Below are 22,340 nucleotides of genomic sequence, written 5' to 3' on the forward strand. Positions count from 1 at the left end.
GACCAGCTGAACTCCACGGACATTCAAAAGCTTTGAGGAAGTAGGACATCTTGCTCGACGTCAACGTCTTCGACGAGCTGCGTATCGGCCTGGCAACGGCCGACGACATCCGTGCCTGGTCGCACGGTGAGGTCAAGAAGCCCGAGACCATCAACTACCGCACCCTGAAGCCGGAGAAGGACGGGCTCTTCTGCGAGAAGATCTTCGGCCCCACCCGGGACTGGGAGTGCTACTGCGGCAAGTACAAGCGCGTGCGCTTCAAGGGCATCATCTGCGAGCGCTGCGGCGTCGAGGTGACGCGCTCGAAGGTGCGCCGTGAGCGCATGGGTCACATCGAGCTCGCCGCCCCGGTCACGCACATCTGGTTCTTCAAGGGTGTGCCGTCGCGCCTCGGCTACCTGCTGGACCTGGCCCCGAAGGACCTGGAGAAGGTCATCTACTTCGCGGCCTACATGGTCACGTGGGTCGACGACGAGGCCCGGCACGAGGACCTCCCCAACCTCCAGAACGAGATCGACCTGGAGAAGAAGGAGATCTCGGACCGCCGCGACAACGACATCAACGCCCGCGCGCAGAAGCTCGAGGCCGACCTGGCCGAGCTCGAGGCCGAGGGTGCCAAGGCCGACGCGCGCCGCAAGGTGCGCGACTCCGCCGAGCGCGAGATGGCGCAGCTGCGCAAGCGTGCCGACGCGGAGCTCGACCGCCTCGAGCAGGTCTGGGACCGGTTCAAGAACCTCAAGGTCGCGGACCTCGAGGGTGACGAGATGCTGTACCGCCAGCTCGTCGACCGGTACGGCACGTACTTCGAGGGCTCGATGGGTGCCGCGGCGATCCAGAAGCGTCTGGAGAGCTTCGACCTGGACGCCGAGGCCGCGTCGCTGCGCGAGACCATCCGGAGCGGCAAGGGCCAGCGCAAGACGCGCGCGCTCAAGCGCCTGAAGGTCGTCAACGCGTTCCTCACGACGACCAACTCGCCCACGGCGATGGTGCTCGACGCCGTCCCGGTCATCCCGCCGGACCTGCGCCCGATGGTGCAGCTCGACGGTGGCCGCTTCGCGACGTCGGACCTCAACGACCTGTACCGCCGCGTGATCAACCGCAACAACCGGCTCAAGCGCCTGCTCGACCTGGGTGCGCCGGAGATCATCGTCAACAACGAGAAGCGGATGCTCCAGGAGGCCGTGGACTCGCTGTTCGACAACGGCCGCCGCGGCCGTCCGGTCACGGGTCCGGGCAACCGCCCGCTCAAGTCGATCTCCGACATGCTCAAGGGCAAGCAGGGCCGGTTCCGCCAGAACCTGCTCGGCAAGCGCGTCGACTACTCGGGCCGTTCGGTCATCGTGGTCGGCCCGCAGCTCAAGCTGCACCAGTGCGGCCTGCCCAAGCAGATGGCGCTCGAGCTGTTCAAGCCCTTCGTCATGAAGCGGCTCGTCGAGCTCAACCACGCGCAGAACATCAAGAGCGCCAAGCGCATGGTCGAGCGCACCCGCGGCGAGGTCTGGGACGTGCTGGAGGAGGTCATCCAGGAGCACCCGGTGCTGCTGAACCGTGCCCCCACCCTGCACCGCCTCGGCATCCAGGCCTTCGAGCCGCAGCTCGTCGAGGGCAAGGCCATCCACCTGCACCCGCTCGTGTGCGCCGCGTTCAACGCGGACTTCGACGGCGACCAGATGGCGGTCCACCTGCCCCTGAGCGCGGAGGCGCAGGCCGAGGCCCGCATCCTCATGCTCTCGAGCAACAACATCCTCAAGCCGTCGGACGGCCGTCCGGTGACCATGCCCTCGCAGGACATGATCATCGGTCTGCACCACCTCACCTCGGACCGCCCCGGCGCGACGGGGGAGGGGCGTGTGTTCTCCTCGCAGGCCGAGGCGATCATGGCCCTCGACCGTGGCCAGCTGGACCTGAACGCCACGATCAAGCTGCGGATGTCCGACCTCGTGCCGCCGACCAGCGGCTTCGAGGCCCCCGAGGGCTGGGAGCCCGGGCAGCCGCTGCTGTTCGAGACCACCCTGGGCCGCACGATCTTCAACGAGGCGCTCCCGATCGACTACCCGTTCCAGAACGGCGTGGTCGGCAAGAAGGAGCTCTCGACGATCGTCAACGACCTGGCGGAGCGCTACCCCAAGGTCGACGTCGCGACGTCGCTCGACGCGCTCAAGGACGCCGGCTACCGGTGGGCCACGCGCTCGGGCGTCACGATCGCGATCTCCGACGTGGCGATGCCGGCGATCAAGGACACGATCCTCGACGAGCACGAGCAGCGTGCGCTCAAGGTGCAGGACCAGTTCGACAAGGGTCTGATCACCGACGACGAGCGCCGTCAGGAGCTCATCGAGATCTGGACGCAGGCCACCGACAAGATCGCGTCGGTCATGCGGGAGAACCTCGAGAGCAACTCGCGGAACACGCTGTACCGCATGGTGTCCTCGGGTGCCCGTGGTAACTGGATGCAGGTCCGTCAGATCGCCGGTATGCGCGGCCTCGTGGCGAACCCGAAGGGCGAGATCATCCCCCGCCCGATCAAGTCCAACTACCGCGAGGGCCTGTCCGTCCTCGAGTACTTCATCGCCTCGCACGGTGCCCGCAAGGGCCTCGCCGACACGGCGCTGCGTACCGCGGACTCCGGCTACCTGACCCGTCGTCTCGTCGACGTGTCGCAGGACGTCATCATCCGCGAGGAGGACTGCGGCACCGAGCGTGGCCTCACGCTGCCCGTGGCCGAGCGCATCGGTGACGTGCTGGTGCCGCACCCGCGCGTCGAGACGAGCATCTACTCGCGCACGTTCGCGACGGACGTCCTGGACGGCGACGGCAACGTCGTGGCCGAGGCAGGCTCCGACGCGGGCGACGTGGTGATCGACAAGGTCATCGCCGCCGGCATCGAGAGCGTCAAGGTCCGGTCCGTGCTGACCTGCGAGTCGCGCGTCGGGACCTGCGCGAAGTGCTACGGCCGCTCCCTGGCCACCGGCAAGCTGGTGGACATCGGCGAGGCCGTCGGCATCATCGCGGCCCAGTCGATCGGTGAGCCGGGCACGCAGCTGACGATGCGTACCTTCCACACCGGTGGTGTGGCGTCCGCCGAGGACATCACGCAGGGTCTGCCGCGTGTCACCGAGCTCTTCGAGGCCCGCACCCCCAAGGGTGAGGCGCCCATCGCGGAGTACACGGGCACCGTGGCCATCGAGGACACGGAGCGCACGCGCCACCTGGTCCTCACGCCGGCCGACGGCAGCGAGGAGATCCGCTACCCGGTGACCAAGCGTGCGCGTCTGCTGATCACGGACGGCCAGGAGGTCCAGGTCGGCACCCAGCTGGTGCAGGGTGCCGTCGACCCGAAGAAGGTGCTCCGCATCCTCGGCCCGCGTGCCACCCAGAAGCACCTGGTGGACGAGGTCCAGGAGACCTACCGCTCGCAGGGTGTGGACATCCACGACAAGCACATCGAGGTCATCGTGCGGCAGATGCTGCGTCGCGTGACCGTGCTCGACTCGGGTGACTCGCACCTGCTGCCGGGTGAGCTCGCGGAGCGCGTCCGCTTCGAGGACGCGAACCGTCGTGCCGTGGCGGAGGGTGGCCAGCCGGCCTCCGGCCGTCCGGAGCTCATGGGCATCACGAAGGCGTCGCTCGCCACCGACTCGTGGCTGTCGGCCGCCTCCTTCCAGGAGACGACCCGCGTGCTCACCGAGGCGTCGATGAGCGGTCGTCGTGACCCGCTGCTGGGCCTCAAGGAGAACGTCATCCTCGGTAAGCTCATCCCCGCCGGCACGGGCCTGCCCCGCTACCGGAACATCGAGGTCGAGCCGACGGAGCAGGCGAAGGCCGAGCTCTACCCGAGCTTCGGGTACGACGAGATCGACTTCCCGACGCTCGGCATGGGCTCCGGCGAGGCGATCCCGCTGGAGGACCTCGACTTCGGGGACTTCCGCTGATCCGCTCCGAGCAGTAGTGCGAAGGCCGCGAGGCGGCGCAGGGCCCACGTCCCCGGACGTGTGCCGACTGCGCCGCCTCGCGGCCTTCGCGCCCCCGCAGGGGCAGGGCGGCGCACGTCACAGCGGGCGTCCGTCCCGAACCTTTGACCCCGCTTGCTTCCGCGGGTAATCTAGGAAGCCGTGCCCGTGCCGTCGCGCGCGCATCCCGCTGTCAGCCCAGAGCCTCGGCTCGGACTGGCTGCCGGAGGCGTCGCCGACCTGAGCGCACGGGTACCCCGGGAAGATCGCTCGGACCGTCCGCGAGGACGGGGAGCGGGCCCGGGCCATCGAGCCGGTGGTAAGTGGCGTTGCGGTCCGTGAGGGCCGCGGGTGCCGCATGCGATCGGCACGCACAAGCCAGACAGACCACCGTCGAGGGCCGGCCGGCCCTCGTGAGCTCGAGAAGACGACGGAGACGTAGTGCCTACGATCCAGCAGCTCGTCCGCAAGGGCCGGAGCACGAAGGCTACGGCGTCGAAGACGCCCGCCCTCAAGGCCTCCCCCCAGCGGCGCGGCGTGTGCACGCGCGTGTACACCACCACCCCCAAGAAGCCGAACTCCGCGCTCCGCAAGGTCGCGCGCGTCAAGCTGTCCTCCGGTACCGAGGTCACGGCGTACATCCCCGGCGTCGGCCACAACCTGCAGGAGCACTCGATCGTGCTCGTGCGCGGCGGCCGTGTGAAGGACCTCCCGGGTGTCCGCTACAAGATCGTGCGCGGCGCGCTCGACACGCAGGGCGTGAAGAACCGCAAGCAGGGTCGCAGCAAGTACGGCGCGAAGAAGGAGAAGGCCTGATGCCTCGCAAGGGTCCGGCCCCCAAGCGGCCGCTCATCGTCGACCCCGTCTACGGGTCGCCCGTCGTCACGCAGCTGATCAACAAGGTCCTGCTCGACGGCAAGAAGTCCACCGCCGAGGCGATCGTCTACGGCGCCCTCGAGGGCGTCCGTGCCAAGACGGACCAGGACCCGGTCGTCGTGCTCAAGCGCGCGCTGGAGAACGTCCGCCCGGCTCTCGAGGTCCGCTCCCGCCGTGTCGGTGGCGCCACCTACCAGGTGCCCGTCGAGGTCCGTCCCGCGCGCTCCACGACGCTCGCGCTGCGCTGGCTCACCGACTTCTCGCGCGCTCGTCGCGAGAAGACGATGACCGAGCGCCTCATGAACGAGATCCTCGACGCCTCCAACGGCCTCGGTGCCGCGGTGAAGCGCCGTGAGGACATGCACAAGATGGCCGACTCGAACAAGGCCTTCGCGCACTACCGCTGGTGATGCGCACGGACGGCCCCAGGTGATCCCCGGGGCCGTCCGCGGATCCGGAACCGGCCGGCAGCCGGCCCTCCGGCCCGGCTTCCGACCTTCCACCGACAAGGGGTAACGCACCGTGGCACTCGACGTGCTGACCGACCTGAACAAGGTCCGCAACATCGGCATCATGGCCCACATCGATGCCGGCAAGACCACCACCACCGAGCGCATCCTGTTCTACACGGGTGTGAACTACAAGATCGGTGAGACGCACGACGGTGCGTCGACGATGGACTGGATGGAGCAGGAGCAGGAGCGCGGCATCACGATCACGTCCGCCGCGACGACCTGCTACTGGAAGAACAACCAGATCAACATCATCGACACCCCCGGTCACGTGGACTTCACCGTCGAGGTGGAGCGTTCCCTCCGCGTGCTCGACGGCGCGGTCGCGGTGTTCGACGGCAAGGAGGGCGTGGAGCCCCAGTCGGAGACCGTGTGGCGCCAGGCCGACAAGTACGACGTCCCGCGCATCTGCTTCGTCAACAAGATGGACAAGCTGGGCGCCGACTTCTACTTCACGGTCGACACCATCGTCAACCGCCTCAAGGCGAAGCCGCTGGTCATCCAGCTCCCGATCGGTGCCGAGAACGACTTCGAGGGCGTCGTCGACCTCCTCGAGATGAAGGCGCTCACCTGGCGCGGCGACACCAAGATGGGCGAGGAGTACGCCGTCGAGGAGATCCCCGCGGACCTCGTCGAGAAGGCCGAGCAGTACCGGGCCGAGCTCGTCGAGGCGGTCGCGGAGGCCGACGACGAGCTGCTCGAGAAGTTCCTGGGCGGCGAGGAGCTGTCGGTCGCCGAGATCAAGTCCGGCATCCGCAAGCTCGTCATCAGCTCGCAGGCCTTCCCGGTGCTGTGCGGCTCGGCGTTCAAGAACAAGGGCGTGCAGCCCATGCTCGACGCCGTGATCGACTACCTGCCGACGCCGCTCGACGTGCCGGCCGTCCAGGGCCACGACGTCAAGGACTCCGAGACGATCATCGAGCGTCGCCCGGACGAGTCTGAGCCGTTCTCGGCTCTCGCCTTCAAGGTCGCCACGCACCCGTTCTTCGGCAAGCTCACCTACGTCCGCGTGTACTCGGGCAAGGTCGCGCAGGGCGCGCAGGTCCAGAACTCGACCAAGGGCAAGAAGGAGCGCATCGGGAAGCTCTTCCAGATGCACTCCAACAAGGAGAACCCGGTCGAGGAGGCCCACGCCGGCCACATCTACGCGTTCATCGGGCTCAAGGACGTCACCACCGGTGACACGCTCTGCGACCCTGCGAACCCGGTCATCCTCGAGTCGATGACCTTCCCCGAGCCGGTCATCGACGTGGCCATCGAGCCGAAGACGAAGGCCGACCAGGAGAAGCTCTCCACGGCGATCCAGAAGCTCGCCCAGGAGGACCCGACCTTCCGCGTCAAGCTGGACGAGGAGACCGGCCAGACCGTCATCGGCGGCATGGGCGAGCTCCACCTCGACATCCTCGTCGACCGCATGCGTCGCGAGTTCCGCGTCGAGGCGAACGTCGGCAAGCCGCAGGTGGCGTACCGCGAGACGATCCGCCGCACCGCGGAGAAGATCGACTACACGCACAAGAAGCAGACCGGTGGCTCGGGCCAGTTCGCGAAGGTCCAGGTGACCTTCGAGCCGCTCGAGACGGACGAGGGCGAGCTCTACGAGTTCGTCAACGCCGTCACCGGTGGACGCATCCCGCGCGAGTACATCCCGTCCGTGGACGCCGGCATCCAGTCGGCGATGCAGCAGGGCGTGCTGGCCGGGTTCCCCGTGGTCGGGGTCAAGGCCACGCTGCTCGACGGCGCCTACCACGACGTCGACTCCTCGGAGATGGCGTTCAAGATCGCCGGCTCGATGGTCTTCAAGGAGGGCATCAAGCGAGCCGACCCGGTCATCCTCGAGCCCGTCATGGCGGTCGAGGTCCGGACGCCCGAGGAGTACATGGGCGACGTGATCGGCGACATCAACTCGCGTCGTGGGATGATCCAGTCCATGGAGGACGCGACCGGTGTCAAGGTCGTGCGCGCCCAGGTACCGTTGAGCGAGATGTTCGGGTACATCGGTGACCTGCGTTCCAAGACGCAGGGCCGTGCCGTGTACTCGATGCAGTTCGACAGCTACGCCGAGGTTCCTCGTAACGTTGCTGACGAGATCATCAAGAAGACCCGGGGCGAGTGAGTCCCCACAGGTCGACGACCAGCACAACAATCAACCTGTAGGAAACCCCGTCGCCCCGCGGGATGTAGGCTTCTTGGCCGAGTCTCGCAACGTTCGGGAACATCTACCCAAGTCCCAGGAGGACCCCAGTGGCTAAGGCCAAGTTCGAGCGGACCAAGCCGCACGTCAACATCGGCACGATCGGGCACGTCGACCACGGTAAGACGACGCTGACTGCCGCGATCTCGAAGACGCTTGCGGACACGTACCCCGACCTTCCGGCGAACACGCAGCGCAACTTCGACGAGATCGACGCCGCGCCGGAGGAGAAGCAGCGCGGTATCACGATCAACATCGCGCACATCGAGTACGAGACGCCGAAGCGTCACTACGCGCACGTCGACGCGCCGGGTCACGCCGACTACATCAAGAACATGATCACCGGTGCCGCCCAGATGGACGGCGCGATCCTGGTGGTCGCCGCGACCGACGGTCCGATGGCCCAGACGCGCGAGCACGTGCTGCTGGCCCGCCAGGTGGGCGTGCCCTACCTGCTGGTCGCGCTGAACAAGGCCGACATGGTCGACGACGAGGAGATCCTCGAGCTCGTCGAGATGGAGGTCCGCGAGCTGCTGTCGTCGCAGGAGTTCGACGGCGACAACGCTCCGGTCGTGCGCGTCTCGGGCCTCAAGGCTCTCGAGGGCGACGCCGAGTGGACCAAGAAGATCCTGGAGCTCATGGAGGCCGTGGACGAGAACGTCCCCGACCCCGTGCGCGAGCTCGACAAGCCGTTCCTCATGCCGATCGAGGACGTCTTCACCATCACCGGCCGCGGCACCGTCGTGACCGGCAAGGTGGAGCGTGGCACGCTCGACGTCAACTCCGAGGTCGAGATCGTCGGCATCCGCGTGCCGCAGAAGACCACGGTCACCGGTATCGAGACGTTCCACAAGCAGATGGACCAGGCTCAGGCCGGCGACAACACCGGTCTGCTCCTGCGCGGCATCAAGCGCGAGGACGTCGAGCGCGGCCAGGTCGTCGTGAAGCCGGGTTCGATCACCCCGCACACCGACTTCGAGGCTCAGGTCTACATCCTGGGCAAGGACGAGGGTGGGCGTCACAACCCGTTCTACTCGAACTACCGTCCGCAGTTCTACTTCCGTACGACGGACGTCACCGGCGTCATCACGCTGCCCGAGGGCACCGAGATGGTCATGCCCGGCGACAACACCGAGATGACGGTCGCGCTGATCCAGCCGATCGCCATGGAGGAGGGCCTCGGCTTCGCCATCCGTGAGGGTGGCCGCACGGTCGGGTCCGGCCGTGTCACGAAGATCATCAAGTGATCTGACTGACTGAAGCACCCGGAGGCCCGGGCCCCGCAAGGGTCCGGGCCTCCGGTGCGTCCGGCGTCACAGCGGTCGAACCCCGTTCCGGCTTGGAATCCGGGGGTTCTCTGTGGCAAGATGTTCAGGTTGCCTGTCACGGGCGCGTTCTTTCTCGTGTCGAACAGTGTGTAGCACCACGGTGCGTGCGCCGGTCCGGATCTCCGGAACGGCCCGCGTCGCCTGGAGCGGTTCCCCTCCCGGTGAGGGGTCGCGGGGTTGCCGGCTGTCGACGCGCTAGAGCGCCCCGCGGGACACATGTCTCGACAGGCCAGACAAACGTCGTGGTCCGCCTCGCGGACCACATCCAACGGCCCCACGCCGGTTCGGTGTGCGCCCTGGTATGCCGCTCTGCTTTGACACAAGAGCGACACGCCCGAGCGCGGGGGTCGGACAGTAGCGGTTCGAGAGAGAGAGTCAGACGACGCCATGGCGGGACAGAAGATCCGCATCCGGCTCAAGTCCTACGACCACGAGGTCATCGACAGCTCGGCGCGCAAGATCGTCGACACGGTGACGCGCGCTGGTGCGACGGTCGTGGGCCCGGTGCCGCTGCCGACGGAGAAGAACGTCTTCACCGTCATCCGGTCGCCTCACAAGTACAAGGACAGCCGCGAGCACTTCGAGATGCGCACGCACAAGCGGCTCATCGACATCATCGATCCCACGCCGAAGGCCGTCGACTCGCTCATGCGTATCGACCTGCCTGCCGACGTGAACATCGAGATCAAGCTCTGAGGCTGGGGGACAACATGACCAACCAGCAGAAGAACGTGACCGCGGTGCTCGGCACCAAGCTCGGTATGACGCAGCTGTGGGACGACGCAGGTCGCCTCGTCCCCGTCACCGTCGTGGCCGTCCCGACCAACGTCGTGACGCAGGTCCGCTCCGCGGACGCCGACGGCTACGCGGCCATCCAGCTCGCCGCCGGCCAGATCGACCCGCGCAAGGTCACCAAGCCGCTCAAGGGCCACTTCGAGAAGGCCGGCGTCACGCCGCGCCGTCACGTCGCCGAGGTCCGCACCGAGGACGCCGCCGAGTTCACGCTCGGCCAGGAGATCACCGCCGCCGCCTTCGAGGCCGGCACCGTGGTCGACGTCGTCGGCACCACCAAGGGCAAGGGCACCGCCGGTGTCATGAAGCGCCACGGCTTCTCCGGCGTCGGCGCCTCCCACGGTGCTCACCGTAACCACCGCAAGCCCGGCTCGATCGGTGGCGCATCGACGCCGTCGCGCGTCTTCAAGGGTCTGCGGATGGCCGGTCGTATGGGCCACGCCCGCATGACCGTCCAGAACCTGACCGTCCACGCGGTCGACGCCGAGAAGGGTCTGCTGCTCGTCAAGGGCGCGGTTCCCGGCCCCAAGGGTGGCGTCGTCGTCGTGCGTAGCGCCGCGAAGGGTGCGTGACCCCCATGGCTAACCAGACCGTCGACGTGCTCGACGCCCAGGGCAAGAAGGCCGGCACCGCCGAGCTTCCCGCCGAGGTGTTCGACATCGACACCAACGTCCCGCTGATCCACCAGGTGGTCGTGGCGCAGCGCGCCGCAGCCCGTCAGGGCACGCACTCCACCAAGACCCGCGGCGAGGTCCGCGGTGGTGGCAGGAAGCCGTACAAGCAGAAGGGCACCGGCCGCGCCCGTCAGGGTTCGACCCGCGCCCCGCAGTTCGCTGGTGGTGGCACCGTCCACGGCCCGCAGCCGCGCAAGTACGACCAGCGGACCCCGAAGAAGATGAAGGCCGCCGCTCTCCGCGGTGCCCTGTCCGACCGGGCTCGCGCCGGCCGCGTCCACGTGGTCTCCGGCTTCGGCCTCGACGGTGCGCCGTCGACCAAGACCGCCGTCAAGACGATCGCCGCGCTCACCGAGCGCACGCACGTCCTCGTGGTCACCGAGCGCTCGGACGAGCTGACGATCAAGTCGCTCCGCAACGTCCAGCAGGTCCACCTGCTGACGGCGGACCAGCTCAACACCTACGACGTGCTCGTCTCCGACGACGTCGTCTTCACGGAGGGTGCGCTCGCCGCGTTCCTCGCCGGCCCGGCCACGGGCAAGTCCGTGAAGGCCGTCGCCACGGAGTCCGAGGCGGCCGAGACCGAGGAGGCCACCAAGTGACCGCCGTGACGAAGGACCCGCGCGACATCCTGATCGCGCCGGTCGTCTCCGAGAAGTCCTACAACCTCCTCGACGAGGGCAAGTACACCTTCGTCGTGGACCCGCGGGCCAACAAGACCGAGATCAAGATCGCGGTCGAGCAGGTCTTCGGCGTCAAGGTCGACTCGGTCAACACGATCAACCGCAAGGGCAAGGCGCGTCGCACGCGCTTCGGCCTGGGCAAGCGCAAGGACACGAAGCGCGCGATTGTGACCCTCCGTGAGGGCACGATCGACATCTTCGGCGGTCCGGCTTCCTGAGGCGCAGAGAGCAGATCGAGGACTAACCCATGGGAATCCGTAAGTACAAGCCGACGACGCCCGGCCGCCGCGGCTCCAGCGTCGCCGACTTCGTCGAGATCACGCGCTCGCAGCCGGAGAAGTCTCTGGTCCGTCCGCTGTCCAAGACGGGTGGGCGCAACAACTCCGGTCGCATCACGACCCGTCACAAGGGCGGTGGCCACAAGCGTGCCTACCGCGTGATCGACTTCCGTCGCCACGACAAGGACGGCGTGCCTGCGAAGGTCGCGCACATCGAGTACGACCCGAACCGCACGGCTCGGATCGCGCTCCTGCACTACGCGGACGGCACGAAGCGCTACATCATCGCGCCGAACAAGCTGTCGCAGGGCGACGTCGTCGAGGCCGGTGCCGGCGCCGACATCAAGCCCGGCAACAACCTGCCGCTGCGCAACATCCCGACCGGTACGGTCATCCACGCCGTCGAGCTCCGCCCCGGCGGCGGCGCGAAGATCGCCCGCTCGGCCGGTGCGTCCGTGCAGCTCGTCGCCAAGGACGGTCCGTACGCGCAGCTGCGCATGCCGTCCGGCGAGATCCGCAACGTCGACCTGCGCTGCCGCGCCACGGTCGGCGAGGTGGGCAACGCCGAGCAGTCGAACATCAACTGGGGCAAGGCCGGCCGCATGCGCTGGAAGGGCGTCCGCCCGACCGTGCGTGGTGTCGTCATGAACCCGGTCGACCACCCGCACGGTGGTGGTGAGGGCAAGACCTCCGGTGGTCGCCACCCGGTCAGCCCGTGGGGCCAGCCCGAGGGCCGGACCCGCCGCCCGAACAAGCCGAGCGACAAGCTGATCGTCCGCCGTCGCCGCACCGGCAAGAAGCGCTGATAGGAGCCTGACAGATGCCTCGTAGCCTGAAGAAGGGCCCCTTCGTCGACGACCACCTGCAGAAGAAGGTGGACGCTCAGAACGAGAAGGGGACCAAGAACGTCATCAAGACCTGGTCCCGTCGGTCGGTCATCACGCCCGACTTCCTCGGTCACACCTTTGCCGTGCACGACGGCCGGAAGCACACCCCGGTCTTCGTCACCGAGGCGATGGTCGGCCACAAGCTCGGCGAGTTCGCTCCCACGCGAACCTTCCGCGGCCACGTGAAGGACGACAAGAAGGGTCGTCGTCGCTGAGCCAGAGGTCTTGACCTCTGACTCAGTAGATGACTGACCTGGACTGTCTTCGATACAGGAAAGCAGGACAGCAATGGAAGCCAAGGCGCAGGCGCGGTTCGTCCGTGTCACGCCCCAGAAGGCCCGGCGCGTCGTGGACCTCATCCGTGGCAAGCAGGCCGCCGAGGCCGTCGCGGTGCTGAAGTTCGCGCCGCAGGCCGCGAGCGAGCCGATCCGCAAGGTTGTGGAGAGCGCCGTCGCGAACGCCCGGGTGAAGGCCGACCGCGCCAGCGAGCGCTTCGACGAGACGGAGCTCTTCGTCTCGGCGGCGTTCGTCGACGAGGGGCCGACGCTCAAGCGGTTCCGTCCGCGGGCGCAGGGGCGTGCGAGCCAGATCCTCAAGCGCACCAGCCACATCACCGTGGTCGTCGCACCGCGTGAGCAGAAGGAAGGGGCCCGATAGTGGGGCAGAAGGTTCACCCGCACGGGTACCGCCTCGGCATCACCACCGACCACCGGTCGCGCTGGTTCGCCGACAGCACCAAGCCTGGTCAGCGGTACCGCGACTACGTCCGCGAGGACGTGGCGATCCGCAAGCTCATGAGCACCGGTCTCGAGCGGGCCGGCATCTCCAAGGTCGAGGTCGAGCGCACTCGCGACCGCGTCCGCGTGGACATCCACACGGCGCGTCCGGGCATCGTCATCGGTCGCCGGGGTGCCGAGGCCGACCGCATCCGCGGCGAGCTCGAGAAGCTCACGGGCAAGCAGGTCCAGCTCAACATCCTCGAGGTCAAGAACGCGGAGATCGACGCGCAGCTGGTCGCGCAGGGCATCGCCGAGCAGCTCGCGAGCCGCGTCTCGTTCCGTCGTGCCATGCGCAAGGGCATCCAGTCCGCGCAGCGCGCCGGTGCCAAGGGCATTCGCGTCCAGGTCTCGGGCCGTCTCGGCGGCGCCGAGATGAGCCGGTCGGAGTTCTACCGCGAGGGTCGTGTGCCGCTGCACACGCTGCGCGCGAACATCGACTACGGCTTCTTCGAGGCCCGCACCACCTTCGGCCGCATCGGCGTGAAGGTGTGGATCTACAAGGGCGACATGACCGAGAAGGAGTTCGCCGCGCAGCAGGCCACCGCCGCGCCCCGTCAGGGTCGTGGCCGTGGGCCGGAGCGCGGGGAGCGCCGTGGTGGCGGTCGTCGTCCCGAGCGTCCGGCCCAGCCGTCCGCCGAGAGCGCCCCCGCGTCCGACGCGGCCCCGGCGCCGGCCGAGCAGACGGCGAGCCCCGAGTCCGGAACGGAGGCCTGAGTCATGCTGATCCCGCGCAGGCTCAAGCACCGCAAGCAGCACCACCCGAAGCGCTCCGGCGCTGCCAAGGGTGGCACCACGATCGCGTTCGGCGACTTCGGCATCCAGGCTCTCGAGCCCGCCTACGTCACCAACCGCCAGATCGAGGCTGCTCGTATCGCGATGACCCGCCACATCAAGCGTGGCGGCAAGGTCTGGATCAACATCTACCCGGACCGTCCCCTGACCAAGAAGCCCGCCGAGACCCGCATGGGTTCCGGTAAGGGCTCGCCCGAGTGGTGGGTCGCCAACGTCAAGCCCGGCCGGATCGTCTTCGAGCTGGCCGGCGTGGACGAGGAGCTGGCCCGCGAGGCCATGCGCCGCGCGATCCACAAGCTCCCTATGAAGTGCCGTTTCGTGGTGCGCGAGGGTGGTGCTAACTGATGGCAGTCGGAACCAAGGGCCTGGCCCCCGCTGACCTCGATGGCTTCGACGACGAGAAGCTCGTCGTCGAGCTGAAGAAGGCCAAGGAGGAGCTGTTCAACCTCCGTTTCCAGTCGGCCACCGGCCAGCTGGAGTCCCACGGTCGGATCAAGGCCGTCAAGCGCGACATCGCGCGGATCTACACGGTCCTGCACGAGCGCGAGCTCGGTATCCGCACGGCCCCGAGCGTGAGTGAGTGAGGCATCGATGAGCGAGAACACCAACGCGGTGGCCGCTGACGCGACCGAGCGCGGTACGCGCAAGGTGCGTCGTGGCTACGTCGTCAGCGACAAGATGGAGAAGACCATCGTCGTCGAGGTCGAGGACCGCAAGAAGCACCCGCTGTACGGCAAGGTCCTGCGCACCACCACCAAGGTGAAGGCGCACGACGAGCAGAACTCCGCCGGTATCGGCGACCTGGTCGAGATCATGGAGACCCGTCCGCTGTCCGCGACCAAGCGGTGGCGCCTGACGGAGATCCTCGAGAAGGCCAAGTGATCCAGAAGGTCTTCTGACCTTCGGCCGGGGCGGGCCGTGACACACGTATGCGGCCCGCCCTGACCACCACAGCAACTATCCGTTCGGCAAGGCTCGCCCGGGACCTCTCGGGACGAGAACCAGCTCGACGACAGGAGATCAATCGATGATCCAGCAGGAGTCGCGACTGCGGGTCGCCGACAACACGGGTGCCAAGGAGATTCTCTGCATCCGTGTTCTCGGTGGATCCGGCCGTCGCTACGCCGGTATCGGCGACACCATCGTCGCCACCGTCAAGGACGCGATCCCCGGCGGCAACGTGAAGAAGGGCGACGTGGTCAAGGCCGTCATCGTCCGGACCGCCAAGGAGCGCCGTCGTCCCGACGGTTCCTACATCAAGTTCGACGAGAACGCCGCCGTGATCCTCAAGAACGACGGCGAGCCCCGCGGCACCCGCATCTTCGGCCCGGTCGGGCGCGAGCTGCGTGACAAGCGGTTCATGAAGATCGTCTCGCTGGCGCCGGAGGTGCTCTGACCATGGCGAAGATCAAGAAGGGCGACCAGGTGATCGTCATCGCCGGTCGCGACAAGGGCAAGACGGGCCGCGTGCTCGAGGTCTTCAAGGACTCCGACCGCATCGTGGTCGAGGGCGTGCAGCGTGTCACCAAGCACGTGAAGGCCGGCCAGACGGCTCGCGGCACCCGCACGGGTGGCATCGAGACCGTCGAGGCGCCGATCCACGTCTCGAACGTGATGGTCGTCGACCCGGAGACCAAGAAGGGCACGCGCGTCGGGTTCCGTACCGAGCAGGTCGAGCGCGACGGCCGTACCCGCACCGTCCGCGTGCGCGTCGCCAAGCGTTCCGGGAAGGACATCTGATGACCGAGACCACTCTCGAGGCCCCGGCCACCCCCCGCCTCAAGCAGAAGTACCGCGAGGACATCATCGCGGCGCTGCGCGAGGAGTTCGGCCACCAGAACATCCAGCAGGTCGCCGGTCTGACCAAGATCGTCGTGAACATGGGTGTCGGTGACGCGGCGAAGGACTCCAAGCTCATCGAGGGCGCGATCCGCGACCTCACCGCGATCACGGGTCAGAAGCCCCAGGTCACGCGGGCGAAGAAGTCCATCGCGCAGTTCAAGCTGCGTGAGGGCATGCCGATCGGTGCGCACGTCACGCTGCGCGGCGACCGGATGTGGGAGTTCCTCGACCGCCTGCTGTCGATCGCGCTGCCGCGTATCCGCGACTTCCGCGGCCTGAGCCCGAAGCAGTTCGACGGGCACGGCAACTACACCTTCGGTCTCACGGAGCAGTCGATGTTCCACGAGATCGACCAGGACAAGATCGACCGCGTCCGCGGTATGGACATCACGGTCGTGACCACGGCGACGACCGATGACGAGGGCCGCTCCCTGCTGCGCCGTCTCGGCTTCCCCTTCAAGGAGAACTGACATGGCGAAGAAGGCCCTGATCAACAAGGCGAACGCCAAGCCGAAGTTCGCCGTCCGCGCCTACACCCGGTGCCAGCGCTGCGGCCGTCCGCACTCGGTCTACCGCAAGTTCGGCCTGTGCCGGATCTGCCTGCGGGAGATGGCCCACCGCGGCGAGCTCCCCGGCGTCACCAAGAGCAGCTGGTAAAACCACTACGCCGTAGGTCCGGGCCGTGTGCACGCACACCCCGGATACCCCGGCGAGGAAGGGCTGGAGCCCAATGACCATGACAGACCCCATCGCAGACATGCTCACGCGTCTGCGTAACGCGAACTCGGCGCACCACGAGACGGTCACCATGCCGCACTCGAAGCTGAAGTCGAACATCGCGGAGATCCTGCAGGCGCAGGGTTACATCTCCGGCTGGACCGTCGAGGACGCGAAGGTCGGCAAGACCCTCACCCTCACGCTCAAGTACGGCCCGAGCCGCGAGCGCGCCCTCACCGGCGTCCGCCGCGTCTCGAAGCCCGGTCTCCGCGTCTACGCGAAGTCCACCAACCTGCCTCAGGTCCTCGGCGGCCTCGGCGTGGCGATCCTGTCCACGTCCTCCGGCCTGCTGACCGACCGTCAGGCCCAGGCCAAGGGCGTCGGCGGCGAAGTCCTCGCCTACGTCTGGTAATCCGGAAAGGAGAATCGCCATGTCTCGAATCGGCAAGCTCCCCGTTCCGGTCCCGGCCGGCGTGGACGTCACCATCAGCGGTGCGCTCGTGACCGTCAAGGGCCCGAAGGGGACCCTGGAGCACACGGTGCCCACCCCCATCACCGTCGCGCAGGACGCCGGCACCCTCGTGGTGTCGCGCCCGGACGACGAGCGTAAGTCCCGTGCGCTGCACGGCCTCACGCGCACCCTCCTCGCGAACATCGTCACCGGTGTGACCGAGGGCTACGAGAAGAAGCTCGAGATCGTCGGCACCGGTTACCGCGTGGCCGCCAAGGGTCAGAGCCTCGAGTTCGCCCTCGGCTTCTCGCACCCGGTGACCGTCACGGCTCCGGAGGGCATCACCTTCGCTGTCGAGAGCCCGACCAAGTTCTCGGTCGCGGGTATCGACAAGCAGCAGGTCGGCGAGGTCGCAGCGAACATCCGCAAGATCCGCAAGCCCGAGCCCTACAAGGGCAAGGGCGTGCGCTACGCCGGCGAGGTCGTCCGCCGCAAGGTCGGAAAGGCTGGTAAGTGATGGCTCTCAAGGTTCTGGGCAAGGGCAAGGCCGTCGCTCGTCAGCGCCGTCACCTGCGCCTGCGCAAGAAGATCAAGGGCACCGCGGCGCGTCCGCGCCTCGTCGTGACCCGTTCGTCGCGCCACATGGTGGCGCAGATCGTGGACGACACGGTCGGCAAGACCGTCGCTTCCGCCTCGACCCTCGAGGCGGACCTGCGTGCCCTCGACGGCGACAAGACCGCCAAGGCCCGCAAGGTCGGCGAGCTCGTCGCCGCGCGTGCCAAGGCCGTCGGTGTCGAGACCGTGGTCTTCGACCGCGGTGGCAACAAGTACCACGGTCGGGTGGCTGCGGTCGCCGACGGCGCCCGGGAAGCGGGGCTGGAGCTGTGATGGCCGACGTCCGCGAGTTCGCACGGAAGATGAGGATCCTCTGATGGCTGCAGGGCAGCGCACCGGCGCCCCCCAGGGCGCCAACGAGTCCAACAAGAACGACGGGCGCCGTGGTGGCGGCCGTCGCGACGACCGCCGTGGTGGCGGTCGCGACGCGGCCGACAAGAACGCCTTCGTCGAGCGCGTGGTGACCATCAACCGCGTCTCGAAGGTCGTCAAGGGTGGTCGCCGCTTCAGCTTCACCGCGCTGGTCGTGGTGGGCGACGGCGACGGCACCGTCGGTGTCGGCTACGGCAAGGCCAAGGAGGTGCCCGCGGCGATCGCCAAGGGTGTCGAGGAGGCGAAGAAGAACTTCTTCCGCGTCCCGCGCATCCAGGGCACCATCCCTCACCCCGTCCAGGGTGAGGAGGCCGCCGGCGTCGTGTTCCTGCGTCCGGCCTCGCCGGGTACCGGTGTGATCGCCGGTGGTCCGGTGCGCGCCGTGCTGGAGTGCGCCGGCATCCACGACGTGCTGAGCAAGTCGCTCGGCTCGTCCAACTCGATCAACATCGTGCACGCCACCGTCGCGGCCCTCAAGGGCCTCGAGGAGCCGGCGGCCGTGGCCGCCCGCCGTGGTCTGCCGCTCGAGGACGTGGCCCCGGCCGCGCTCCTGCGTGCGCAGGCCGCCGGTCTCGCCGAGAAGGCGGCCAAGGCGGACGAGAAGGTGGGTGCGTGATGCCTCGTCTGAAGGTCACCCAGGTCAAGTCCGCCATCGGCGGCAAGCAGAACCAGCGTGACACGCTGCGGACCCTCGGCCTCAAGCGGATCGGCGACACCGCCGTGAAGGAGGACCGTCCGGAGATCCGTGGCATGGTCACCACGGTGGCGCACCTCGTCACCGTCGAGGAGGTCGAGTGATCATGGCCGACAACACCGAGAAGGCGCAGCCTCTCAAGGTCCACCACCTGCGTCCGGCTCCCGGCGCCAAGACCGCCAAGACCCGCGTGGGTCGTGGTGAGGCGTCGAAGGGCAAGACGGCGGGTCGCGGTACCAAGGGCACCAAGGCTCGCTACCAGGTTCCCGCAGGCTTCGAGGGTGGGCAGATGCCTCTGCACATGCGCCTCCCGAAGCTCCGTGGGTTCAAGAACCCGTTCCGCGTCGAGTACCAGGTCGTCAACCTGGACAAGCTCGCCGCGCTGTACCCCGAGGGTGGCTCCGTCACCGTCGAGGGCCTCGTCGCCAAGGGCGCGGTCCGCAAGGGCCAGCCGGTGAAGGTGCTCGGCACGGGCGAGATCACCGTCAAGCTGGACGTCGTGGTCGACCGCGTCTCCGGCTCCGCCAAGGACAAGATCCTGGCGGCCGGCGGCACGGTCTCCGAGGACTGACATCCGCTCACAGGGCCGGCGGCGCACACGCGCTGCCGGCCCTGTGTGCTCTCGGCGTGCACCAGCCGCCAGACCGTGTGGTCTGGATCACTCGTCCTGGGCACGTAGAATCCGTGACGGTTCGAGCCGCGCACCCGGTCCCCGGGTGCCGACGAGGCCGGGGTCTCCCCGGCCGGACCATGACCGAGTCGGCGTGTCGGCGACGTGGCCCCCGGGCCGCGGTGCCGGGAGCTCGCGCCACAACTCGCCGGTCCCCGGCGACACGACAACCCGCCGCGGCGGGCCAGGAGGATAGGTGCTCAGCGCATTCGGCCGGGCTTTCCGGACACCGGACCTGCGGCGCAAGCTGCTGTTCACGATCGCGATCATGGCGCTCTTCCGGGTGGGGTCGCTCGTGCCCACACCCGGCGTCGACTACGGCAACGTGCAGCAGTGCGTGGCGGCCCTCGAGAACAGCTCCTCGCTGCTCGGGCTCGTCAACGTCTTCAGCGGCGGCGCCCTGCTGCAGCTCTCGATCTTCGCGCTCGGCATCATGCCGTACATCACCGCGAGCATCATCGTGCAGCTGCTGCGGGTGGTCATCCCTCGCTTCGAGGCCCTGCACAAGGAGGGCCAGTCGGGGCAGACGAAGCTCACGCAGTACACGCGCTACCTGACGATCGCCCTCGCCATCCTGCAGTCGACCACGATCATCACGACCGCTCGGACCGGGATGCTGTTCCCGGGCTGCAACGTCGACGTCATCGCGGACGACAGCTTCATCACCGCCACCCTCATGGTCATCACCATGACGGCGGGTACCGGCCTCGTCATGTGGCTCGGCGAGCTGATCACGGAGCGCGGCGTCGGCAACGGCATGTCCCTGCTCATCTTCACGTCGATCGCGGCGAACTTCCCGTCCGCTCTCTGGTCGATCGCCGGTGGCTCGAACGGCCCGATCAACTTCATCGTGATGATCGCGGTGATCGTGATCGTCGTGGGGCTCGTGGTCTTCGTCGAGCAGTCGCAGCGCCGGATCCCGGTGCAGTACGCGAAGCGGATGGTGGGTCGCCGCATGTACGGCGGCACCAGCACCTACATCCCGATCAAGATCAACATGGCCGGCGTCATCCCGGTCATCTTCGCGGCGTCGATCCTCGCGATCCCCGGTCTGCTGGCGCAGTTCGGCGACCAGACCGCGGGCTGGGTGGTGTGGATCTCCAACAACCTGGTCCAGCAGTCCGACCCGCTGTACATCGTGCTGTACGTGCTGCTGGTCATCTTCTTCGCGTTCTTCTACACCTCGATCACGTTCAACCCGGACGAGGTCGCGGACAACATGAAGAAGTACGGCGGGTTCATCCCCGGCATCCGCGCGGGTCGACCGACCGCCGAGTACCTCGACTACGTGATCACGCGCATCACGTCCGCCGGCTCGATCTACCTCGCGATCGTGGCGCTGATCCCCACGATCATGCTCGTCGTGCTGGGGGTCACCACGAACATCCCGTTCGGTGGCACGTCGATCCTCATCATCGTCGGCGTCGGTCTCGAGACCGTGAAGCAGATCGACTCCCAGCTCCAGCAGCGTCATTACGAAGGGTTCCTCCGTTGACCGAGACGAACGAAGGCGGCACCCCCGGTGCCGCGCCGACCACCCGCCGCGAGCTCCACGGTGCCCGCAGCGCCGAGGCGCGGGTGACGCGCCTGGTGATCATGGGACCGCAGGGCGCGGGCAAGGGCACGCAGGCGGCGCGCCTCGCCGAGCTGTTCGACATCCCCGCCATCTCGACGGGCGACATCTTCCGCGCCAACATCAAGGGCGGCACGGAGCTCGGTCGGCTCGCGCAGGAGTACAGCGCCAAGGGCGAGCTCGTCCCCGACGAGGTCACCGACCAGATGGTCCGCTCCCGCCTCGGCGAGGACGACGCGAAGGGCGGCTTCCTGCTCGACGGGTACCCGCGCAACGCCCACCAGGTCGAGGCGCTCGACGCGATCCTCGCCGACCTCGGCTGGGAGCTGGACGGCGTCATCGAGCTCACCGCCGCGCGCGAGGAGCTCCTGGCCCGCATCGCCCGCCGTGCCGAGATCGAGGGCCGTGAGGACGATACCCCGGACGCGATCGCGCGCCGCCTGGACATCTACGACGAGCAGACGGCGCCCCTCACGGCGGCGTACTCGGAGCGGGGCCTGCTGGCCCAGGTGGACGGCATCGGCGAGGTCACCGAGGTGACCGACCGCATCGTCCAGGCGCTGGCCGCCGAGCTCGGCTGAGGTCGCGCCCGCCATGATCTTCGGTTCGCGCGAGCGCGTGGAGCTCAAGACGCTCGAGCAGGTCCGCGTCATGCGGCGCGCCGGCCTGGTCGTCGCGTCGACGCTCGACGCCGTGCGCGCGGCCGCCCGGCCCGGGATGACGACCGCCGACCTCGACGAGGTCGCCGCGCGCGCCATCGCCGACGCGGGGGCCACGCCGTCGTTCCTCGGCTACCAGGGCTACCCGGCGACGATCTGCGTCTCGGTCGCCGACGAGGTCATCCACGGCATCCCGGGCGGACGTGTGCTCGAGCTCGGCGACGTCGTGTCGATCGACTGCGGTGCGATCGTCGACGGCTGGCATGGCGACTCCGCGCTGAGCCTCGTGCTCGGCCCGGACGGCGCCCTCGACGTGGACGCCCCGGTGGACGGCGCCCCGGGCGTCGACCCGGCGGACCTCGACCTGGTCCGCGCCACGCGCACCGCGATGTGGGCCGGCATCGCCGCGCTGGCGGGGGGCAAGCGGCTCAACGACGTCGGGACGGCGGTCGAGACGGCCGTCGAGCTGGCCGGCGGCGCCTCGGGCGTGGAGTACGGCATCGTCGAGGACTACGTCGGTCACGGCATCGGCACGGCGATGCACCAGCCCCCGGACATCGTGAACTTCCGGACCTCGGACCGCGGGCCGCGGCTCCGCCCCGGCATGTGCCTCGCGGTGGAGCCGATGGTGACCCGGGGGAGCGGCGCCACGCGCGTGCTCGAGGACGACTGGACGGTCGTCACCGAGGACGGGTCGCGTGCCGCGCACTGGGAGCACACCGTCGCCCTGCTGGAGGACGGCATCAGCGTGCTGACCGCCGTCGACGGTGGGCGCGCCGGCCTCGCACCGTTCGAGGTCGAGCCCGTCGATCTCGACGTGTGACGAACCACCCCCTGGGCGCGCGGTCGCCGGGGCTGGAACGATGGAGTACGATGTTCCGTCGGGTGTAGTCCGTTCGGCAGTTCCTCGATGCAGTCGCCCGACAGCGGCGCTGCAGACCAGCACGGACCGGCGCGAGCGTCGGTCGGAGCAGGACGAGGGTGAGCAGGCGGCACGCACGACAT

At 68.2% G+C, this 22,340-nt stretch carries 29 protein-coding genes; all 29 read left to right on the forward strand.

Annotation, left to right across the window (positions count from 1 at the left end; translation table 11 throughout):
• Positions 1-50: 50 nt before the first annotated feature.
• Positions 51-3,932, forward strand: coding sequence for a DNA-directed RNA polymerase subunit beta' (locus ACWGKI_RS09415; RefSeq protein WP_452186497.1), 3,882 nt, complete (start codon positions 51-53; stop codon positions 3,930-3,932).
• A 459-nt stretch (positions 3,933-4,391) separates the two neighbouring features.
• On the forward strand, positions 4,392-4,766 hold the full coding sequence (gene rpsL, locus ACWGKI_RS09420; protein WP_079572407.1) for a 30S ribosomal protein S12: 375 nt from the start codon (positions 4,392-4,394) through the stop codon (positions 4,764-4,766).
• Entirely contained in the window at positions 4,766-5,236 is a 471-nt protein-coding gene (gene rpsG, locus ACWGKI_RS09425; protein WP_380244197.1) for a 30S ribosomal protein S7, read from the forward strand. Before rpsL ends, rpsG begins: the two co-directional genes overlap by 1 nt.
• 112 nt (positions 5,237-5,348) lie before the next feature.
• Positions 5,349-7,451 (forward strand): elongation factor G, encoded by a 2,103-nt coding sequence (gene fusA, locus ACWGKI_RS09430; RefSeq protein ID WP_380244196.1) that lies wholly within the window; start codon positions 5,349-5,351, stop codon positions 7,449-7,451.
• A 128-nt stretch (positions 7,452-7,579) separates the two neighbouring features.
• Positions 7,580-8,776, forward strand: a complete 1,197-nt coding sequence (tuf, locus tag ACWGKI_RS09435; RefSeq protein ID WP_380244195.1) for an elongation factor Tu — start codon at positions 7,580-7,582, stop codon at positions 8,774-8,776.
• A 468-nt stretch (positions 8,777-9,244) separates the two neighbouring features.
• Positions 9,245-9,553 carry a 30S ribosomal protein S10 gene (rpsJ, locus tag ACWGKI_RS09440; RefSeq protein WP_013837837.1) on the forward strand — a complete coding sequence of 103 codons (309 nt, stop codon included), beginning with the start codon at positions 9,245-9,247 and terminating at the stop codon, positions 9,551-9,553.
• 14 nt (positions 9,554-9,567) lie between these two features.
• Positions 9,568-10,221: a 50S ribosomal protein L3 gene (gene rplC, locus ACWGKI_RS09445; protein ID WP_380244194.1), complete on the forward strand. Its 654-nt coding sequence runs from the start codon at positions 9,568-9,570 to the stop codon at positions 10,219-10,221.
• Positions 10,222-10,226: 5 nt separating this feature from the next.
• Positions 10,227-10,925 (forward strand): 50S ribosomal protein L4, encoded by a 699-nt coding sequence (gene rplD / locus ACWGKI_RS09450; RefSeq protein WP_380244193.1) that lies wholly within the window; start codon positions 10,227-10,229, stop codon positions 10,923-10,925.
• Positions 10,922-11,224: a 50S ribosomal protein L23 gene (gene rplW / locus ACWGKI_RS09455; protein WP_079572420.1), complete on the forward strand. Its 303-nt coding sequence runs from the start codon at positions 10,922-10,924 to the stop codon at positions 11,222-11,224. Before rplD ends, rplW begins: the two co-directional genes overlap by 4 nt.
• A gap of 29 nt (positions 11,225-11,253) precedes the next feature.
• Entirely contained in the window at positions 11,254-12,090 is an 837-nt protein-coding gene (gene rplB / locus ACWGKI_RS09460; RefSeq protein ID WP_079572422.1) for a 50S ribosomal protein L2, read from the forward strand.
• A 14-nt stretch (positions 12,091-12,104) separates the two neighbouring features.
• Positions 12,105-12,386 (forward strand): 30S ribosomal protein S19, encoded by a 282-nt coding sequence (rpsS, locus tag ACWGKI_RS09465; protein WP_075829208.1) that lies wholly within the window; start codon positions 12,105-12,107, stop codon positions 12,384-12,386.
• A gap of 73 nt (positions 12,387-12,459) precedes the next feature.
• The gene (gene rplV / locus ACWGKI_RS09470) at positions 12,460-12,828 is read left to right on the forward strand and encodes a 50S ribosomal protein L22 (protein WP_079572426.1); all 369 of its coding nucleotides are present in this window, start codon (positions 12,460-12,462) and stop codon (positions 12,826-12,828) included.
• Positions 12,828-13,664 (forward strand): 30S ribosomal protein S3, encoded by an 837-nt coding sequence (gene rpsC / locus ACWGKI_RS09475; RefSeq protein ID WP_380244192.1) that lies wholly within the window; start codon positions 12,828-12,830, stop codon positions 13,662-13,664. Before rplV ends, rpsC begins: the two co-directional genes overlap by 1 nt.
• Positions 13,665-13,667: 3 nt before the next feature.
• On the forward strand, positions 13,668-14,087 hold the full coding sequence (gene rplP, locus ACWGKI_RS09480; protein WP_380244191.1) for a 50S ribosomal protein L16: 420 nt from the start codon (positions 13,668-13,670) through the stop codon (positions 14,085-14,087).
• A complete protein-coding gene (gene rpmC, locus ACWGKI_RS09485; RefSeq protein WP_380244190.1) occupies positions 14,087-14,326 on the forward strand; it encodes a 50S ribosomal protein L29 in 240 nt (79 codons plus the stop codon). Before rplP ends, rpmC begins: the two co-directional genes overlap by 1 nt.
• Positions 14,327-14,333: 7 nt before the next feature.
• A complete protein-coding gene (rpsQ, locus tag ACWGKI_RS09490) occupies positions 14,334-14,624 on the forward strand; it encodes a 30S ribosomal protein S17 (protein WP_380244189.1) in 291 nt (96 codons plus the stop codon).
• A 145-nt stretch (positions 14,625-14,769) separates the two neighbouring features.
• Positions 14,770-15,138 carry a 50S ribosomal protein L14 gene (rplN, locus tag ACWGKI_RS09495; protein WP_380244188.1) on the forward strand — a complete coding sequence of 123 codons (369 nt, stop codon included), beginning with the start codon at positions 14,770-14,772 and terminating at the stop codon, positions 15,136-15,138.
• Positions 15,139-15,140: 2 nt separating this feature from the next.
• On the forward strand, positions 15,141-15,482 hold the full coding sequence (gene rplX / locus ACWGKI_RS09500) for a 50S ribosomal protein L24 (RefSeq protein WP_380244187.1): 342 nt from the start codon (positions 15,141-15,143) through the stop codon (positions 15,480-15,482).
• Positions 15,482-16,054, forward strand: coding sequence for a 50S ribosomal protein L5 (gene rplE / locus ACWGKI_RS09505; protein ID WP_380244186.1), 573 nt, complete (start codon positions 15,482-15,484; stop codon positions 16,052-16,054). The genes rplX and rplE overlap by 1 nt, the downstream gene beginning before the upstream one ends.
• A 1-nt stretch (position 16,055) precedes the next feature.
• Complete coding sequence (locus ACWGKI_RS09510; RefSeq protein WP_013837851.1) at positions 16,056-16,241, forward strand: type Z 30S ribosomal protein S14; 186 nt, start codon at positions 16,056-16,058, stop codon at positions 16,239-16,241.
• A gap of 73 nt (positions 16,242-16,314) precedes the next feature.
• Positions 16,315-16,713 carry a 30S ribosomal protein S8 gene (gene rpsH / locus ACWGKI_RS09515; RefSeq protein ID WP_380244185.1) on the forward strand — a complete coding sequence of 133 codons (399 nt, stop codon included), beginning with the start codon at positions 16,315-16,317 and terminating at the stop codon, positions 16,711-16,713.
• A gap of 19 nt (positions 16,714-16,732) precedes the next feature.
• Positions 16,733-17,269, forward strand: a complete 537-nt coding sequence (rplF, locus tag ACWGKI_RS09520; protein ID WP_380244184.1) for a 50S ribosomal protein L6 — start codon at positions 16,733-16,735, stop codon at positions 17,267-17,269.
• Positions 17,269-17,640 (forward strand): 50S ribosomal protein L18, encoded by a 372-nt coding sequence (gene rplR / locus ACWGKI_RS09525; protein ID WP_380244183.1) that lies wholly within the window; start codon positions 17,269-17,271, stop codon positions 17,638-17,640. Before rplF ends, rplR begins: the two co-directional genes overlap by 1 nt.
• A gap of 43 nt (positions 17,641-17,683) precedes the next feature.
• The gene (gene rpsE / locus ACWGKI_RS09530; protein ID WP_380244182.1) at positions 17,684-18,355 is read left to right on the forward strand and encodes a 30S ribosomal protein S5; all 672 of its coding nucleotides are present in this window, start codon (positions 17,684-17,686) and stop codon (positions 18,353-18,355) included.
• Complete coding sequence (gene rpmD, locus ACWGKI_RS09535; protein WP_079573239.1) at positions 18,355-18,537, forward strand: 50S ribosomal protein L30; 183 nt, start codon at positions 18,355-18,357, stop codon at positions 18,535-18,537. The genes rpsE and rpmD overlap by 1 nt, the downstream gene beginning before the upstream one ends.
• A 2-nt stretch (positions 18,538-18,539) precedes the next feature.
• Positions 18,540-19,004: a 50S ribosomal protein L15 gene (gene rplO / locus ACWGKI_RS09540; RefSeq protein ID WP_380244181.1), complete on the forward strand. Its 465-nt coding sequence runs from the start codon at positions 18,540-18,542 to the stop codon at positions 19,002-19,004.
• Between the two features lie 295 nt (positions 19,005-19,299).
• Positions 19,300-20,598 carry a preprotein translocase subunit SecY gene (secY, locus tag ACWGKI_RS09545; protein ID WP_452186504.1) on the forward strand — a complete coding sequence of 433 codons (1,299 nt, stop codon included), beginning with the start codon at positions 19,300-19,302 and terminating at the stop codon, positions 20,596-20,598.
• A 101-nt stretch (positions 20,599-20,699) separates the two neighbouring features.
• Positions 20,700-21,257 (forward strand): adenylate kinase, encoded by a 558-nt coding sequence (locus tag ACWGKI_RS09550; RefSeq protein WP_380243309.1) that lies wholly within the window; start codon positions 20,700-20,702, stop codon positions 21,255-21,257.
• A gap of 13 nt (positions 21,258-21,270) precedes the next feature.
• Entirely contained in the window at positions 21,271-22,158 is an 888-nt protein-coding gene (map, locus tag ACWGKI_RS09555; RefSeq protein ID WP_380243305.1) for a type I methionyl aminopeptidase, read from the forward strand.
• Positions 22,159-22,340: the final 182 nt, after the last annotated feature.

Source organism: Isoptericola sp. NPDC055881 (assembly GCF_053615895.1).